The sequence below is a fragment of the Paenibacillus wulumuqiensis genome (assembly GCF_000971965.1).
Classification (GTDB): domain Bacteria; phylum Bacillota; class Bacilli; order Paenibacillales; family Paenibacillaceae; genus Saccharibacillus; species Saccharibacillus wulumuqiensis.
This window is the reverse complement of sequence record NZ_LAQP01000020.1, coordinates 42,568-60,569: the sequence shown is the minus strand read 5'-3', so window position 1 is coordinate 60,569 and position 18,002 is coordinate 42,568. Positions and strand designations below refer to the sequence as shown.

At 51.6% G+C, this 18,002-nt stretch carries 10 protein-coding genes; 2 read left to right on the top strand and 8 right to left on the bottom strand.

Going from position 1 to position 18,002, the window contains the following annotated elements:
- Window positions 1–81: 81 nt before the first annotated feature.
- The 5 genes from WH45_RS21340 to uvrB form a co-directional block, all read right to left on the bottom strand.
- Window positions 82–2,592, bottom strand: coding sequence for a U32 family peptidase (locus WH45_RS21340; RefSeq protein WP_046216445.1), 2,511 nt, complete (start codon window positions 2,590–2,592; stop codon window positions 82–84).
- A gap of 373 nt (window positions 2,593–2,965) precedes the next feature.
- Window positions 2,966–4,897 carry a copper amine oxidase N-terminal domain-containing protein gene (locus WH45_RS21330; protein WP_046216443.1) on the bottom strand — a complete coding sequence of 644 codons (1,932 nt, stop codon included), beginning with the start codon at window positions 4,895–4,897 and terminating at the stop codon, window positions 2,966–2,968.
- Window positions 4,898–4,951: 54 nt separating this feature from the next.
- Window positions 4,952–6,109, bottom strand: a complete 1,158-nt coding sequence (locus WH45_RS21325; RefSeq protein ID WP_235338445.1) for a S1C family serine protease — start codon at window positions 6,107–6,109, stop codon at window positions 4,952–4,954.
- Window positions 6,110–6,300: 191 nt separating this feature from the next.
- Complete coding sequence (gene uvrA / locus WH45_RS21320) at window positions 6,301–9,162, bottom strand: excinuclease ABC subunit UvrA (protein WP_046216442.1); 2,862 nt, start codon at window positions 9,160–9,162, stop codon at window positions 6,301–6,303.
- A gap of 222 nt (window positions 9,163–9,384) precedes the next feature.
- A complete protein-coding gene (gene uvrB / locus WH45_RS21315; protein ID WP_046216441.1) occupies window positions 9,385–11,385 on the bottom strand; it encodes an excinuclease ABC subunit UvrB in 2,001 nt (666 codons plus the stop codon).
- Window positions 11,386–11,756: 371 nt separating this feature from the next.
- Here uvrB and WH45_RS21310 point away from each other — a divergent pair, with 371 nt between their 5' ends.
- Together WH45_RS21310 and WH45_RS21305 are read left to right on the top strand one after the other, a co-directional pair.
- Window positions 11,757–12,542 (top strand): flagellar motor protein, encoded by a 786-nt coding sequence (locus WH45_RS21310; RefSeq protein ID WP_046216440.1) that lies wholly within the window; start codon window positions 11,757–11,759, stop codon window positions 12,540–12,542.
- A gap of 2 nt (window positions 12,543–12,544) precedes the next feature.
- The gene (locus WH45_RS21305) at window positions 12,545–13,351 is read left to right on the top strand and encodes a flagellar motor protein MotB (protein ID WP_046216439.1); all 807 of its coding nucleotides are present in this window, start codon (window positions 12,545–12,547) and stop codon (window positions 13,349–13,351) included.
- A 175-nt stretch (window positions 13,352–13,526) separates the two neighbouring features.
- Here the strand turns inward: WH45_RS21305 and WH45_RS21300 are convergent, their stop codons facing one another.
- The 3 genes from WH45_RS21300 to WH45_RS21290 all read right to left on the bottom strand — a co-directional run bounded on the left by WH45_RS21300 (window position 13,527) and on the right by WH45_RS21290 (window position 17,932).
- Window positions 13,527–14,969: a PDZ domain-containing protein gene (locus WH45_RS21300; protein ID WP_052723901.1), complete on the bottom strand. Its 1,443-nt coding sequence runs from the start codon at window positions 14,967–14,969 to the stop codon at window positions 13,527–13,529.
- A gap of 166 nt (window positions 14,970–15,135) precedes the next feature.
- Entirely contained in the window at window positions 15,136–16,596 is a 1,461-nt protein-coding gene (locus WH45_RS21295; RefSeq protein WP_046216438.1) for a S41 family peptidase, read from the bottom strand.
- A 40-nt stretch (window positions 16,597–16,636) separates the two neighbouring features.
- The gene (locus WH45_RS21290) at window positions 16,637–17,932 is read right to left on the bottom strand and encodes a murein hydrolase activator EnvC family protein (RefSeq protein ID WP_046216437.1); all 1,296 of its coding nucleotides are present in this window, start codon (window positions 17,930–17,932) and stop codon (window positions 16,637–16,639) included.
- Window positions 17,933–18,002: the final 70 nt, after the last annotated feature.

Below are 18,002 nucleotides of genomic sequence, written 5' to 3'. Positions count from 1 at the left end.
ATGATTTGCGGATAACTTCTCCGCTGAGCTGCTCGTGTTATACACAGGCTGTATCCGGATCACTCCTAGATTACGACTAGCTTATTTCACCAGTTGACCGCGCGTTACGCCCAGCTGGTTGGTTGCTTTCAGACTGCGCCATACCTGGGTACCGCTGATCTCGCCGCGCAGCGCTTTGCTGTACAGTTCGATAACTTCCAGTACCTGCTCCGGCGTCTCTTCCAGGAATTCCACACGGTAGCTAGGTACACCCAGCTCCAGGAAATCTTTGAGGTATTCTGCACCGGACTGCTCGATCGCATTGTATACCGTATTACGGCAGCCTTCGTCAACACGTACGGGATGAGACATACCGATCCGGTCCTGCAGGGATACGCGGCTGTCTTCACATGGCCGACCACAGTTGGTAAAGTCGGTACCTTCGCTCAGGAAAGTACAGTACACACAGTGCTCGGTATGGAACATTGGCAGATGCTGATGGATAACCACTTCCATCTGGGACGTCTGGCTGCGTCCGAGCAGATCTACCATCTGCTGGATATTCAGGTCATACGATGGAGTAACCATATCCACGCCAGCTTCCAGGAACAGGCTTACCGCTTTGTGATTGGCGATATTCAGCGAGAAATCCCCAATCAGCTGTGGATGGTTGTCCTGTGGATGACTCTGGCGGCGAGCCAGATAGTAGTACAGTGCACCGGTATTGCGCACCAGTACAGCATCCGGCTGAAGACGCAGAATGTTGACATGATAGCCATTTTCACCCGGCATATGGATACGCGGCGTAGCCAGCGCAATCTTTTTGCCTGCAGCACGTACAGCAGCGACTGCTGCCGGGAACTGCTTGATAAATTCAAAGTCCGCGTAGATCATTTCTACATCGGTCTTCACGACAGCTTCCACCTGCTCCAGCGTACGGCACAGCGCAGTCAGCATCGCTTCCGTACCCTGAACCGGAGCTGTCGCAGGAGCGATATCTGCATAGGTTGCAATATCACGCTTGATATATACCGGAGGCTTTGGACGTTCGCCTTCCAGCTGTTCTACCGCCTGACGGCGGATCGCATTCAGTTCACGCATCGGGATAATAATATCGCCGTGCAGCTGCACTTCCAGTTCATCCAGTTGGAAAATGGTACCGCCCAGACGTCCGAACTGTTCTTCCAGCAGTTCAGCAGTCATTGGACGCTTGGCTGCAATCTCCAATTCCATCTCGGAATCAATACGCACGGTTACGCCTTTTTGCACATCGGTCCAGTAGGTTACCAGCGGTTGACCGGCATGACCGATCGCTTTGACATGTACCGGGAATACGCGGTACGGCTTGTCGGTCTCATACGTCTGTCTCATTCGCTTATCCAGTGCAGGATCGTTGGTTTTCCAGATCTTATCCCCAACATGCACTTTTTTGAGATTCACGTCACTGCGGCCTGGTACGATATCCACAATCCAGCTCTCTCCGGCTTCGCCTTCGAGCTTGACGCCCTGACGACGCAGATCGTAGATACGTCCGCCTTCTTCTTTTTGCGTTGGATCGCCGGCATCGAACACGATACCATCGCCGCGCTTGACCGGCGCTTCCAGACGGCAGACAACGCCATCACGCAGAATTTTCTCGACACGACCGAGGTATACGCCGCGGCTTTTCGGGAAAGTACCGTCGACCAGTTTCTTGTTGTTGGTACCATCGAGGAACCCATGGGTAAATCCGCGTGAGAAACTCTGTTCCAGTTCGCGAATATCTTCGCGGCTGATCGGTGTGCTGTCTCCTTCAAAGTAGCGGTCAATCGCTTTGCGGTATTTGCTGACCACATTCGCGACATAGGTCGGGCTTTTCAGACGACCTTCGATTTTGAAAGAGGTAACGCCCGCTTCGATCAGTTCCGGCATGATGTCGATCGCTGCCAGATCTTTTGGCGACAGCAGGTACGTCACATCGCCCATAATCTTCTGCTCGCCGTCAACAATGAGATCGTACGGCAGACGGCAGGCCTGTGCACATTCACCACGGTTCGCGGAGCGTCCGCCCCACATTTCCGAAGTCAGGCATTGTCCGGAGTAGGATACACACAAAGCGCCGTGTACGAATACTTCCATTGGCAGACGTGCCTGTTCGCCGATTTTCTGAATTTGCTTGAGATTGTTCTCCCGGCCTAAGACGACCCGTTCCATATTAAATGGCTTGGTGAATTCCACTGCTTCCGGGGAAGTGATCGTCATCTGGGTCGAACCGTGAATCGGGAAGTCCGGCGAGATCTCGCGGATCATTTTGACCAGACCCAGATCCTGTACGATAACCGCATCCACACCTGCATCCACGCAGGCGTCGATCAGTTCCTTGGCATCTTCCAGTTCGTTCTCAAATACGAGTATATTAAACGTCAAAAAGCCTTTGACCCCATAGCTGTGCAAAAACGCCATGATCTCCGGCAATTCATCCATACGGAAATTATTCGCCCGCGCACGCGCGTTAAATTTCTCCACGCCAAAAAAGACTGCGTCTGCTCCATTAGCTACCGCCGCCCGCATGCAGTCCCAGTCGCCTGCCGGCGCCAGAAGCTCCACGTCTTCTCTTCGTAATGCTGTATTCATGTAGATTGTTATCCTCCCGGATTGCCTGATGCCCAGGCAATGCTCTATTCGCGGATGAGAGCTCATCCTGATTATTGGTATGCAACATACGCTGGTGCAGGGTGACAGCGTTACTGCTCGCTGAAGCGTGGCACCTCTGATTTAAAATGATTCTAATTCAGTGTAACAGACATGAGACGGTGTATCTACAGTATCATTTAAATTTGTATGAAAATTATTGAAATGGAGGAAAGTAAGTTTGAAAAACAAAAACTGCCGCTTTATCGGTTTGCACTCTGTCAGCAGGACAGAGGCAATTTCGATAAGGCGGCAGTTCAGGTATTAGCTGAATCAGGTACGATGAACATTAATATTAGTGTTCAGTCGATTCGGCTTATTTGGTCAGCCATTGAAAAGAACTGAGTACTTTGGCGATTTCTGATTGGTGGAAAGGGGTATTGTTCGCTGTATTCAGTTCGCTGGACAGGATGTAGGTACGTTTGCCTTTGTTAAAGATGGTGTAGCTGGCCTGGTATGGTGTGGAAGCATCCGGGTAGGCTGCTGTAAAGGTATACGCAGGTTCTCCGGCAAATGTGGTTGCGGTGCCTTCGGACAGCTGGCCGCCTGCATTCACTCCTGTGCCCTGGAAGGTTGCTTTCCACTTCTCTACTGCCTTATCCAGGGAGCTGGCGTTGGCGATAGTGATGCGGAAAGTGCCGCCGCTGTGCTGGAAGGCTATGGGTGAAGACTCATAGTCGTTGCCGACGCTTATCCAGTAACGCGGTACCTGCAGACTGTAGCCGTATGTTTTGGATGCGCGGGTGACTGTTTTGCTGCGGTCTTCGGAATAGTAATCGACCGGCAGCTTGCCGAAATTGTCTTGCAACGTGTCAAAGTCCAGGGAAACGGTCGGCAGAATGGCTTCCAGATCGGAAGTCAATGTCGGCGAATCGGACATTCCGCCATATTCCATATAATAACGGTAATCGTCACGCTGGAACAAAATCTGGTATTCGGTATACCAAATATCTCCGTCATACGTATACTGTACCTGATTGACTACTGCCGTCTGCTCGCCGATCTGGCGCTCGGTCGTGCTCACATGGCGATAATGATCCGGTGTAAAGTTGTCGCTGAACCAGGTCTGGATCTGCTTGGCCCAATCCTGGACAGTCGCACCTGCCGGAGCACTGTAGGCATAGATTCCGGTATAACTACCGTCCGCTGTTCCCGCTTCCAGTGTATCACTGCTAACCGACCAATTGGATGGCAGGGATGCCGAGATGCCGTACTCTTCATTGGCCAGCATATTATCGCTTACTACCGGCTCTTCACCGGACTCGGTCGATGTGATGTCCTCTACCGTTTTATTGCCATTGTCGAATGACATACGGAATGAATCCAGCAGATCGGCTGCTCCATCGAAGTCCTTGTAGCTGTAAGCTTCGGAATCGGCATACATTACGTAATATAGATTGCCATTGCCGGAATACAGTCTGTTCTCGGAAAGATAACCTTCTTCGGAACGGCTGATTACTCTGGCATAATCTCCGGCTGGACTGCTCATGACCTGCTGATCCAGCACCGTTTCTCCCAATTCCTCGTTATAACCAACCAGGTAATCCAGCAGATCTTCAGCATCGGAATGACCATAGACCGAAGAATTGACCGTATCCGATTCTACCGATACCTGCAGCAGATACGTACTTTCCCGATTCATAAAGTTGGCTGTGCTGCTGCTCGAACCTCCCATATAAACCAGATCTTCCGGATAGTTGATCGTCCATTGATACTGGCTGCTGCCTACCAGATTTTTATCTGCATGTTCGTTTGCGCTGCCACTCTCGCCCGTCTGTGCCGCCGATGCCGGCAGCGTAATGATAATCTGGCCGGATACGACTTTCATTTTACCGCCAATGCCCTGAACGAGTGAACGCAGAGGAACCATCAGCGTATTGGATTTCATCACCGGAGCGGCATCCAGCGTTACTTTTTTGCCATTAATGGTCGCGGCTTTACTGCCGATTTTCATGGAAATAATATGCTTGCCCGAGGTAAGCTGGACGGTATTGTTTTCATGAAGCTGTACATCGGCATGGAATGCACGGGAAAACAACCCAAGCTGCACCATAGTGGTACCGCCATCTTCATAAGGTTTGATGATCGTCTCTTTTTCACCATTGATGGTTGCGGCTGTGCTGTCCTTTTTGATTTTGAGTTCCAGCAGTTCAGCAGCAGCCGCTGTATGTACTCCGGCATATGCCGTAGTGATGGTAATAATGGAGGCCAGCAGGCCGGTGGCGGCAATACGCACCCATTTGTTCATTCCGTTTCCTCATTTCTATAGTCAAAGTAGATGGCCTATCCGGCGGATCGCATATTACTGTTCAGGAGACGTTTCTTCGTCTGCCTGGCTGCTGTCGAGCAGATCTTCAGGTTGCGCCTGGACCAGCTTCAGCGTACGGCTTACAATATCTCCTCCGGATTGCATCATTAATTTGACAGTTTGACCGGGAGTATAGGCTTTGAGCAGCTCATTGAGTTCGACGGTCGTATGCACTCTTTTGCCGTTGATGCTGTAGAGTACATCGCCTTCTTTGATGCCTGCTTTTTTGGCAGAGGCGGAGGTGACTTCGGTGACTTTCATCGCATCATTGGTCGGCATGCCGATCAGTGCATCTTCGCTCTCCTGCAGCTGTACACCAATCGAAGCGCGTCTGACTTCGCCATAGGTATACAACTGGTCAATAATATATTCCACTGTATCGGCCGGAATGGTAAAGCCCAAATTGTCTACACCGAGCGCTTCATATTTCATCGTATTGATGCCGATGACCTTGCCATCCATATTAACCAGCGGACCGCCGCTGTTGCCGGGGTTAATCGCTGCATCGGTCTGGAGCAGGCTGTACGAAGCATCCACCGCGCGGTTCACCCCGCTGATAATGCCGGATGTCGCCGAATTGCGAAGCGAGAGAGACAGCGGTGTACCGATCGCGATCACCTGCTCACCCACTTCGGGCTTCTGGTTGCCGGAGACGAATGAAGCAGCTTTTAGTCCGGTGGCATTAATCTTGATCAGTGCCAGATCGCTCACCGTATCGCTGTAGACTTCCTTCACCAGATACGTCTTGCTCTGTCCGTTCGCTTCGGACGTAATGACTTTGGCGCCTTCCTGCATGCTGTCGATAACATGGGCATTAGTCACAATCCAGCCATTGGATGCAATGATGACGCCCGAGCCAAAGGCGATTCCTTCCTTGTCCTGACCGTAGCCGTCGTCATCGCTACTGGTCTCTTCGGCCATGGCTTCCGGTGTCGGTACACCTACGATGCCAACGACGGACGGTGATACTTTGGCAATGATTTTGCTGTATCCGGGATGGGTTGAAGAAGCGCCCAGCTGGGGCGCCTGGTATGTATAATGTGAAGACAGCTCCGCTGCGGACGCCATGGCCGCATAGGGGGTAGACACGGTGAGAACCGAAGCCAGTAGTACAAATGCAGGTATTTTCGTGGAAATTATTTTCAAATTCATCCAGCCTTTCTATAGTTGCTTACGTGTCCACCATCAAACTGGTAATTCCAGTAAAATGAGTCTAATTTCAGATTACCATAATCTCTTGTTCAGGCACAATTACCTATAAGCCTATCTTTATGTATAAATAAGCAGGCTGTTGAATAGAAAAAATGCTTGTTTTCTTTCAACAGCCTGCCATAGGTGAAGGGTTAGACCTGGCTGCTTTCCAGTTCACGGCTGCGTGCCGTATCCCGTTCCAGTACAGGTTTGAGGTAGTGTCCGGTATAGGACTCCTTGACCTTGGTAATGTCTTCCGGAGTACCGGAAGCGAGGATCGTACCGCCACCGCTGCCGCCTTCCGGTCCGAGATCGATCAGATAATCGGCCGTTTTGATCACGTCCAGATTGTGTTCGATAACCAGTACGGATTCACCGGAATCGACCAGGCGATGCAGCACCACCAGCAGACGGTCAATATCATCCACATGCAGACCGGTTGTCGGCTCATCCAGAATATAGATCGTCTTGCCGGTACTGCGGCGATGCAGCTCGGAAGCCAGCTTCACACGCTGTGCTTCACCGCCGGACAGTGTAGTGGCCGGCTGGCCCAGCTTCACATAACCGAGACCTACGTCCAGCAGGGTCTGCATTTTGCGCTGAATACGCGGAATGTTCTGGAAAAAGTCTACCGCATCTTCCACCGTCATATTCAGTACATCCGCGATATTGCGATTTTTGTATTTCACTTCCAGCGTCTCGCGGTTATAGCGTTGGCCTTTGCATACTTCACACGGAACGTATACATCAGGCAGGAAGTGCATCTCAATCTTGATAATACCGTCGCCGCGGCAGGCTTCACAGCGACCGCCCTTGATGTTGAAGCTAAAGCGGCCTTTCTTGTAACCGCGTACCTTGGCTTCATTCGTCTGAGCGAACAGATCGCGGATATCATCGAATACACCGGTATAGGTCGCCGGGTTGGAGCGAGGCGTACGACCGATCGGGGACTGGTCAATATCGATGACTTTCTCGACATGCTCCAGACCGCGTATTTCCCGGTACTGTCCCGGAATCACACGCGCACGATTCAGGTCACGCGCCAGCGTTTTGTACAGAATCTCGTTGACCAGCGTGGATTTACCGGAACCGGATACGCCGGTTACTGCGGTGAATACACCGATCGGTATTTTGACGTTAATGTTCTTGAGGTTGTTCTCCTTGGCTCCGCGAATCTCCAGCCAGCGGTTATCCGGCTTGCGGCGCTCCAGCGGTACAGGAACGAATTTGCGGCCGCTCAGGTACTGTCCGGTCAGTGAGTTGGGATCATTCATAATCTCTTCCGGTGTGCCCTGGGCGATTACCTGACCGCCATGAATCCCTGCACCCGGTCCGATATCGATAATATGGTCGGCTGCCATCATCGTATCCTCATCATGCTCGACAACGATCAGCGTGTTGCCCAGATTACGCATATGCTCCAGCGTCTTGATCAGTCGGTCATTATCCCGCTGATGCAGACCGATACTCGGCTCATCCAGAATATAGAGAACCCCGGTCAGGCTGGAACCGATCTGGGTGGCCAGACGAATCCGCTGTGCTTCACCGCCGGACAGAGTACCGGCTGCACGTGACATGGTCAGATACTCCAGACCGACATTGACGAGGAAGCCCAGTCGGCTGCAGATCTCCTTGAGGATCAGACGCGCGATGCTTTGTTCCTTTTCACTCAGATGAATATGCTCGAAAAATTCCTTGGCATCACCGATCGGCATGTCGGTAACGTCAGCGATATTCTGCTTGTCCACCGTTACTGCGAGGATTTCCTTTTTGAGACGTTTGCCTTTACATACCGGACAAGGCTTGGCACTCATAAAGCCTTCGATATATTCGCGCATGCTCTCGGAGGACGTATCTTTGTAACGGCGCTCCAGGTTGGGAATGATGCCTTCGAACACAACCTGTGCTTCCTTCACACGGCCAAAGTCGCTTTCGTAGCGGAAGCGAATCTTGTGTCCATCAGAGCCATTCAGAATCAGATTCACCTGCTGCTCGGTCAATTCGGATACCGGTACATCCGTCGGAATCTTATAATGTTCGCAGACCGATTTCAGGAACTGTGGATAATAGTTGGATAATCCGCCGCTCCATGCCTGGAAAGCTCCTTCTTCAATCGTTTTGCTGCGATCAGGCAGCAGCAGATCCTGGTCAACGACCATGCGGATACCGAGCCCGTCACATTCTGTACACGCACCGAACGGACTATTGAACGAGAACATACGTGGGGACAGTTCTTCAATACTGAACCCGCAGATCGGGCAGGCAAAGTTAGAACTGAAACGCAGTTCCTCCTGGTCGAGAATGTCCACCAGCAGCTGGCCGCCGGACATTTTGAGCGCCATTTCGATCGAATCGGCCAGACGTACAGCGACATCTTCCTTGACGACAATCCGGTCAACAACGACTTCAATCGTATGCTTTTTATTTTTCTCCAGCTGGATATCTTCGGACAGATCACGCAGCTCTCCGTTTACACGTACACGCACAAAGCCCTGTTTGGAGATTTCCGAAAAAATACTTTTATGTTCACCCTTGCGACCGGATACGACCGGTGCCAGGATCTGCAGACGGGTACGCTCCGGATATTCCATAATCCGGTCCACCATCTGCTCTACCGTCTGGGAAGTAATCTCGACGCCATGGTTCGGACAATGTGGATGTCCTACACGCGCGAACAGCAGACGCAGATAGTCATAGATCTCAGTGACTGTACCTACCGTGGAACGCGGGTTGCGGCTGGTCGTCTTCTGGTCAATCGAGATCGCCGGAGACAATCCTTCGATCGAGTCCACATCCGGTTTATCCATCTGTCCGAGGAACTGACGTGCATAGGCGGACAGGGATTCCACATAACGGCGCTGCCCTTCTGCATAAATGGTATCAAAAGCCAGCGATGACTTGCCCGATCCGCTCAGTCCGGTCAATACGACAAAACGGTCACGCGGGATGCTGATATCAATATTTTTCAGGTTATGCGCTCGTGCGCCCTTGATTTCAATATATTTATTCGACAAATAATCCAACCCCCAAATCCGGTGCTTCCGGAATAATCACCACGCGGCCCATCATTTCATAGTGTAGCTGTGAAATGTCAGGGCTGTGCGTATAAACGGCCAAACTATGATAAAGGTTGCCGGGGATTCCGGTTCTGTATCCGGAGTCACCCAACAACCTTGGATTGTGCATAATGTTCATTCGGTATAATAACATTGGTCCATCGTCAGCGAGAACAGGGATTAACTGATCTCTGCCCGCAGTTCCAGTACCGCATCGCGCAGCTCGGCCGCACGTTCGAACTGAAGCTCCTTGGCGGCAGACTTCATCTCGGTCTCCAGACGCTGGATCAGTGCCATACGATCGCGCTTGGACATTTTGGCTTTGCCCACTTCTGCCATATAGTCCGCTTTGCCTTCGGCCACTTTGGTTGCCTCGATGACATCGCGTATTTTTTTGCGGATCGTCTGTGGGGTAATACCATGTTCTTCATTATAGGCAATCTGGATGGTACGGCGGCGTTCGGTCTCCCGCATCGCACTGGCCATCGAATCGGTCACTTTGTCACCATACATAATAACCCGGCCTTCGGAGTTACGCGCTGCCCGGCCTATCGTCTGGATCAGCGAACGTTCGGAACGCAGGAAGCCTTCCTTGTCGGCATCCAGAATGGTAACAAGTGAGACTTCCGGCAGATCCAGTCCTTCCCGCAGCAGGTTGATCCCGACAAGTACATGGAATGTCCCTAGCCTCAGATCTCTCAAAATCGCCATCCGCTCCAGCGTCTTGATATCGGAGTGCATGTACCTGACCTTAATGCCTACTTCCTTGAGATAATCGGTCAGATCCTCGGACATTTTCTTGGTCAGTGTAGTCACCAGCACCCGTTCATCCCGTTCGATACGCAGATGAATCTCGTTGATCAGATCATCGATCTGTCCTTTGGTCGGACGAACTTCGATAATCGGATCAAGCAGTCCGGTAGGACGAATAATCTGCTGGGCCATCGTGTCGCAGTGTTCCATCTCATACGGTCCTGGAGTAGCGGATACGAAAATGATCTGATTGATCTTGTCTTCGAACTCTTCAAATTTCAATGGACGGTTGTCCAGTGCGGATGGCAGGCGGAATCCATGATCCACCAGCACATTTTTGCGCGCCTGGTCACCATTGTACATCGCCCGGATCTGCGGCAGGGTCACATGGGACTCATCGACCACAATCAGCATATCATCCGGGAAATAATCGAGCAGTGTAAATGGTGTATCTCCGCGTTCACGGAAAGTAAGCGGTCCGGAATAGTTCTCGATCCCGGAGCAGAAGCCGACTTCCTTCATCATCTCGATATCGTAGCGTGTACGCTGTTCCAGACGCTGTGCTTCCAGCAGCTTGCCCTGTTCCTTGAGCACGGCGAGGCGGTCTTCCAGCTCACGTTCGATATTTTTGATGGCGACTTTCATCGTCTCTTCCTTGGTGACAAAGTGAGAGGCGGGGAAGATCGCGATATGTTCGCGTTCACCGACCAACTCGCCGGTCAATACATCGATCTCGGTAATCCGCTCGATCTCATCACCGAATAGTTCAACCCGTACGGCATGTTCACTTTTGGAAGCCGGGAAAATCTCTATGACATCCCCGCGTACACGGAATGTACCACGAACGAAGTTGATATCATTGCGCTGATACTGAATATCTACCAGACGGGATAAAATCTCGTTGCGTGACTTTTCCATGCCTACCCGCAGAGACAGCAGCATGCCACCATATTCCTGCGGTGAACCGAGACCGTAGATACAGGATACGCTGGCTACGATGATGACATCACGACGTTCAAACAGCGAACTGGTCGCCGAGTGACGCAGCTTGTCGATCTCTTCATTAATACTGGAGTCTTTCTCAATATACGTGTCGGAAGACGGAATATACGCTTCCGGCTGATAGTAATCATAATAGCTGACAAAATAATCGACCGAGTTATTCGGGAAAAACTCCTTGAACTCGCTCGCCAGCTGGGCTGCCAACGTCTTGTTATGTGCAATAACCAGTGTAGGACGCTGCAGTTTGGAAATGGTCTGTGCAATGGTAAATGTCTTACCTGTACCGGTCGCGCCCAGCAGTGTCTGGAACTTCTTGCCCTGCTGTACTCCCTGTACGAGCTCTTCAATCGCGGCAGGCTGGTCACCCTGCGGCGTGAATTCCGACTCAATCTCGAATTTTTTGGAGCTGACAACAATATCGTTCATTGCCCTGCATCACCCTATCGTCTAAAATATATATTACGCTTGCCCGATAATAACAAAAGAGACCGTTCATCAGAGTGCCGGACACATAATACTATACCCAGCGTTGGCTGTAATGGCACATCCTGAATAGACGAATCTCATTATTGGTTAATACTTATATAACATAAATTAACAACATAAAAGTCCTGAATAGGAATGTTTGTTCCCTTCTATTATACTCTCCAGCTTTCACTTATGCAATTGAAACACGTCTGTAAACGACAACTTTTTCAGACGTTTTTTTCATATTGAAACATTGTCTGTTCTTTTCCGGAGAGCCGGCAAGCATAAATATACAATTACTTCCCAGACGCAGAACAGGAGATGGATAAATGGATTTAACAACGATTATCGGTATTATTGCAGGGATCGCTGCATTGATTGGGGGGTTTTTATGGGAAGGCGGCGACGCTGGAGGATTGCTTCAGGGAGCTGCAGCTTTGATCGTATTTGGGGGAACGGCTGCTGCCGTCGCCATCAGTTTTCCGGCATCACGTCTGAAAAAGTTGCCGCAGGCCATACGGACGGTACTCGTTCCTGTTCGTTCGGATAATGAGCAGCTCATCGAAGATGTCGTCAATATGTCCATGCATGCTCGGCGTGCCGGTGTACTCGCACTGGAGCCGCAGGCCGTATCGCATGAAAATGCCTTTCTGCGGGAAGGTTTGCAGCAGGTTGTCGATGGCACCGACCGGGATGTAATCCGGCAGATTCTGGAGCTGGAAATGGCCAAGGTCGAGCAGGAATATGAACAGCATGCCAAAATCTTTGATTCTGCCGGCGGTTATGCGCCAACGATGGGGATTATCGGTACGGTTATGGGCCTGATCCAGGTTCTTGGCAGTCTCAGTGAACCAACCGGCCTGGGCAGCTCGATTGCGGTTGCCTTTACAGCTACTCTGTACGGGGTTGCCAGTGCCAACCTGATCTTCCTGCCGCTCGCTTCCAAAATCCGGGCACGCAGTGAACTGGAGACGCAGACGATGGAGATGCTGCTCGAAGGCATTCTTTCCATCCAGAACGGCGAGAATCCTCAATTGGTGCGCCGCAAGCTGGAGACGTTCCTGACGGATACGGATGGTTATTCCGATAATGAACCACGAATGAGGGAGGAATAACGATGCGACGTTATTCTCGCCGCAACAAAAATACCGGTCATGACCACAAGGACCGCTGGTTAATCACCTATGCCGATCTGATCACGCTGCTGCTAATCTTTTTTATCGTGATGTATTCGGTCAGCCAGATTGACTCAAGCAAATACAAAGTGCTGACCGAGTCGCTGCAGCTCACTTTCCAGAGTGCCAACTCGGTGCTGGATGGTGGCAAGGGAGTGACCGGGACAGCCGGCCAGAATGTGAATAATGGCGGTTCCGATTCCGAGCAGAACCAGGCGGGAGAGCAGGGCGGCGAACAAGGCCAGGAACAGCTGACCAGCCGCGAAGAAGCCTTTCGCAAGCAGGAGCAGGAACTGGCGAATCTGATGCAGGTCATTGAAAATTATGTACAGACCAACAATTTGCAAAATCAGGTGTCGGTTGTGGACAAGCCGCAGGGCATCTCCATTACCCTGAGCGACCAGTTCCTGTTCGATGAAGGCCAGGCTGATCTCAAAGCCCGTTCACTCGGTACACTTGCCCGGCTTGCCAGCCTGTTCCAGTCGATCAATACGACGATCAGCATTGAAGGCCATACGGATAATCTGCCGATCGTCTACGCTTCCCGGTATCAGGATAACTGGGAATTGTCAGGCGCACGAGCGCTGTCGGTACTTCGCTATTTTATCGATACGAAGAAGCTGAATCAGGCCAACTTCCAGTATGCCGGTTACGGGGCGACCCGACCTGCCGCCGATAATTCCACCGCAGCCGGACGACAGAAAAACCGTCGCGTTGAAATTATCGTGCTGCGCCAGCTGCAGGAGTAGCCAGCCGGCCTGATCGGATAATGTAAACTGTATATCCATATCAAAAAGCACACGAACAGCGGGATCTCCCGGCTTGTCCGTGTGCTTTTTTTGCTGTTCATATTAATTTTTCTATTCGTATGAGCAACGATATTATCCTGCCCTGCAAGAATGGATGCTGCTGGACGGCTTTCCCTTATTTCTTGCTGCCTGCCCGGCGGCTTCGCTTGGGCAGGATGCCATTGGCTTCAGAAGCTGAAGCAGAGTCTGCTGCTGCTGAAGTATCCGTGTCTGTTTCTGCCGGAGCTGTTTCTTTGACTGAACCGGATGGCAATCCGGTCGCTTCGATCTGCATATTCCGGGAGGATTCACCCGTACCGCCTGACAAGCGGCGCGTCCGCGGACGACCCAGCAGGTGAAATGCCGACAGCTGCTGGATATCCGGTGAGACCGGCGCCTGATCATCCGGAGCAAAAATCATGCCCAGCTGATGATGATCCCCGGCATAGATCGCCCGCTGCAGGAATTTGCTTTCCCCGTGAATATTGAGTATTTCCAGTTTGCAAAAGGCCGGGTTCATCCGCAGCGCTTCATGCAGGGACTGTGGATGATGTACCGGTACTCCATTAACCTTGTATACCGTCTCGGCCGCCCGTATACCCAGTTCATCTGCCGGACTGCCCGGAATCACATCCAGTACCCGCAGGCCGCGTAGCGTCTCGGTATAGAGTGGGATGCTCTCCAGCTCTTCCCGTCTGCTGAGGTAGACGATCACCTCACGCCAGATAACAGCGATCCAGATCGCCGGGACAGCCAGCGGTGCCCACCAGAGCGCGACAGCAGCCAGTACCAGCAGCACTAGACTACTCAGCAGCAGCCGTCTGGAGACGATACGTGCTTTGTCCACCGGCAGGCGGCTCTGTGTCAGAATGCTGCATCCGATCATTACCGGCAGGGCGGTAATCGCTGCTCCGCCGCTCCAGAATTCGCCGCTATGCAGAGGACTCCACGGCAGCATGAATCCTCCTGCCGCCGGCATGAGCAGCCAGAGCGGTACCGGCCAGAAAGCCTCCATCGCATAAGCGCCTACCGGCTTGCCTCGCTTGCCTTCAATGACTACCGGGGAAGACAATCCCGGTCCCTGCATACGAAACAGTATCGCTTCTGCCACCTGCAGCAGCACGCCAATCACCAGCAATCCCGGCAGATCGGCATGACGGATCGCTTGTACCGCTTCACCTAACCATCCAGCCGGCTGCCATGACGGAGCGAGCAGCAGGGCTACATGAAGAATAACGAGCACAGCGAGTGCATCCATCAGATGTGCCAGCCGCAGACGAATCAGCGACAGCAGCACAATGATAATGCCCAGGCACCAGATCAATTCTTTTTCAATATGTATACCAATTCCCAGCATTATGGCTGACAGGATAACTCCAATGATCAGACCGGTAATCACAGTCCGGATGACCCTGCCAGCATATACATGCACCCGTATATTAAACAGCTTGCGTTCCAGTAGTCCCTGCCGCCTGTAATGCAGCAGCAGTCCGATCAGAAATATATAGTAAAACGGCTGCGAAAGCAGCTGTCCTATGGCTCCACCAGTGATACGGAGTGCTTCTCCCAACACTGCCATCACGCTTCACACTCCTTTGCTTTCCATACGCGCTAACCCGCTGTCCAACATTCTTTATTGTACATAAAAAAAGAAGGCTGTGACAGCCTTCTTTTTACAATCCATCGTTCATCCTCAGATGTCCTTCCGGTCGTTTATGCTGCTATAGCATTATACTCCAGAAGCTTCACTTTGTTGCGCTCAGCTTTTGCTTGACGCCAGCAATGGCTTTATTCAGTTGTACATCATATTGGGGGTCCTGGATATGCTTGATCAGTTCGGCTTCCAGTGCAGCGGCGGTCTTGGCATCAATCGTGCCGGTTCCGGTCAGCTTGTGATCCTGCTGGAATGATCGAACAGCCGCTTCCGTCTCACGGTCAAAGTAGCCGTCTTTGCGATCCACGGTATAATCCAGTCCGGCGAGCATAATCTGTGCACTTTTCACATCATTGTTGTTCATGTCATATTTCAGGGTTTTGTCCTTGTTGATCGGTGTAACGGTATAATAATCCGGTGGCGCCACTTCCACGTCGGGCTTGATTCCTTTTTTGTGAATCCAGTCGCCGTTCGGTGTCAGCCACTTGGCAATCGTGATCTTGATCAGGCTGCCATCGTTGAACAGATTATCCATGCTGGTCTGTACGGTTCCTTTGCCATAAGTGGTCTCTCCGTAGAGGGTCGCGCCGGCAGATTGCTTCAGTGCACCGGCCAGAATCTCCGACGCGCTGGCGCTGCCGCCATTGGTTACTACGGCAATCGGATAATTCACACCCTGACCGTTCGAATCGGTGACCTGACGCTGACCATTTTTGTCCTCGACCTGTACAAGCGTTTTGCCTTTGGGTACAAATTGCTCGGCCATCTCTTCGACAACAGACAGTACGCCGCCCGGATTATTACGGACGTCGATCACAAGTCCCTTCATTCCCTTGGCATCCAGCTTTTGCAGCTCTTCTTCAAACCGCTGTGCCGTATTCAGCGAGAACTGGGTAATCTCAATTACGCCGATCTTGTCATCGGTCATACGCGCGTATACGGTCTCCATTGCGATATCATCACGTACGATATCAAATGTCATCGTCTCGCTGCTGCCTGCACGTTTGACTTCCAGCTTGGCGGTTGAACCCTTTTCCCCGCGGATTTTGGCGACTGCTGCATTGAGATCCTTGCCCGACAGACTCTCGCCATTGACCGAGACAATCACATCTTTGGCACGCAGTCCGGCTTGTTCTGCAGGTGAACCCTTGATCGGGGATACGATCACTACATTGCCGTTATCCTCGGATACCTCGGCACCGATACCGGTAAAGGAACCGGCGATCGATTCGGAGAATTGTCCGGCTGTATCGGTATCCATATAACTGGAATACGGATCACCGAGCGCTTCCAGCATGCCGTTAATCGCTCCATCGACCAATTTATTCTCATCTACGTTCTGGTAGTAATTATTTTCAATCAGACTGGCGACAGTACTCAGCTTGCTTTGTTCCTGGTCGGTGAGTCCACCGCCGCTCAGCGCACCGATTACGCCCTGCCCCATTGAAGCTCTTTGCACAAAAGACGGTAGATTGACTACAGCCAGCGTCAGTACGCTGCTGAGCACCATCATGGCAATAACGAGCAGTGCCACCGTGCGTTTTCTCATCATGTATTACCGCCTCTCTCCATTAAAAAGCTGTTCCGCCGGCTTACAGATAGCCCAGCGGATCAACGGCTGTTCCATTTACACGTACTTCAAAGTGACAGTGTGGTCCGGTAGAGTTACCTGTGGAACCCACTTCGGCAATCTTCTGGCCTTTGCTGACACTCTGACCTTGGGATACCATGACGCCACCATTACGGATATGACCGTACAGCGTCTGGATTCCATTACCATGATCGATAATAACCGCATTACCATAGCCGCTCATCGCTCCGGCTATAACAACCGTACCACCGTCCGAGGCTACGATAGGTGTACCCTGAGGTGCTGCAAAGTCTACACCAGCATGCAGTTTGTAGATTCCGGTAACCGGATTGGTACGATAACCGAACGGAGAAGACAGACGGGCACCGATGACCGGCACGCCCAGTATACCATTGCCGCTGGCCTGGTAACCGCCACCACCACCGCTGCTGCTGCCACCGCCGGAAGAAGATCCGCCACTGGATGCTGCGGCTGCGGCACGAGCTGCTGCTTCGGCTGCCGCACGGGCTGCTTCAGCTGCTGCACGCTCCTGTGCTTCGGCAGCTGTTTTCTCACGATACAGGGCTGCCCGCTTGTCGGCCAGATCCCAAAGTGCCTGCTCCTGCTCTGCCGTTGCTTCCTCGGCATTTACGATTTGCAGATCGTATTTGGCAATCAAACGCTGTTTTTCGTTTTCTTTGGCATCCAGTTCACCTTTGCGTGATGCTTTTTCGGCATATAGACTCTTCGCATAGGCATACTGTGCTTTTAATTTATTTTGAGTCACAATGACAAATTGTTTGTCCTTCTCATGTTGGGCCAGAATATCCTGATCCTGATCCACAATCATGCGCAGCGAATCTGCACGATCCACAAAATCGGAGAAGCTGGTGGAAGACATCAGTACATCCAGATAGGATACCATACCATCGGTGTACATCATTCTTACTCGCGTATCAATCATGCCTTCACGTGCCTTGATACGTTCTTTGGCTTCGGCCAGATCTTTTTTGGACTGGCGAAGACCTGATTCGGTCTTCGTGATGTTATTGGACACGCGCGCAATCTGGCTGTTCACTTCATTGATTGCATGCAGGACGGCGCTCAGGTCTTTTTGTGCGCTCTTCTTGAGTGCAGCCGATTTTTGCTTTTGCGCCTGGGCTTTTTTCTGCTGCTGCTCTGCCTTCTGGGCCTTTTGCTCAACAGCGTTCAGCTCTTTTTGGATTTCACTTGAAGATTTGGCGGCATGTCCGTGTCCAGGTTGTACCACTGCAGCGGCCAGCAACATGATGGCCATGACTGATGCGACTTTTTTCAATTGTTTTCCCATCCTTTTAACATTTATAGGTTGTTGAAATAGTCGGTTCCGGCATTCAGCAATTACGTCA

What these genes read in the sequence shown, in the direction of transcription:
- WH45_RS21340 (WP_046216445.1), bottom strand. Translation starts at nt 2,592, where the DNA reads ATGAATACAGCATTACGAAGAGAAGACGTGGAGCTTCTGGCGCCGGCA.
- WH45_RS21330 (WP_046216443.1), bottom strand. Translation starts at nt 4,897, where the DNA reads ATGAACAAATGGGTGCGTATTGCCGCCACCGGCCTGCTGGCCTCCATT.
- WH45_RS21325 (WP_235338445.1), bottom strand. Translation starts at nt 6,109, where the DNA reads ATGAATTTGAAAATAATTTCCACGAAAATACCTGCATTTGTACTACTG.
- uvrB (WP_046216441.1), bottom strand. Translation starts at nt 11,385, where the DNA reads ATGAACGATATTGTTGTCAGCTCCAAAAAATTCGAGATTGAGTCGGAA.
- WH45_RS21310 (WP_046216440.1), top strand. Translation starts at nt 11,757, where the DNA reads ATGGATTTAACAACGATTATCGGTATTATTGCAGGGATCGCTGCATTG.
- WH45_RS21305 (WP_046216439.1), top strand. Translation starts at nt 12,545, where the DNA reads ATGCGACGTTATTCTCGCCGCAACAAAAATACCGGTCATGACCACAAG.
- WH45_RS21300 (WP_052723901.1), bottom strand. Translation starts at nt 14,969, where the DNA reads ATGGCAGTGTTGGGAGAAGCACTCCGTATCACTGGTGGAGCCATAGGA.
- WH45_RS21295 (WP_046216438.1), bottom strand. Translation starts at nt 16,596, where the DNA reads ATGATGAGAAAACGCACGGTGGCACTGCTCGTTATTGCCATGATGGTG.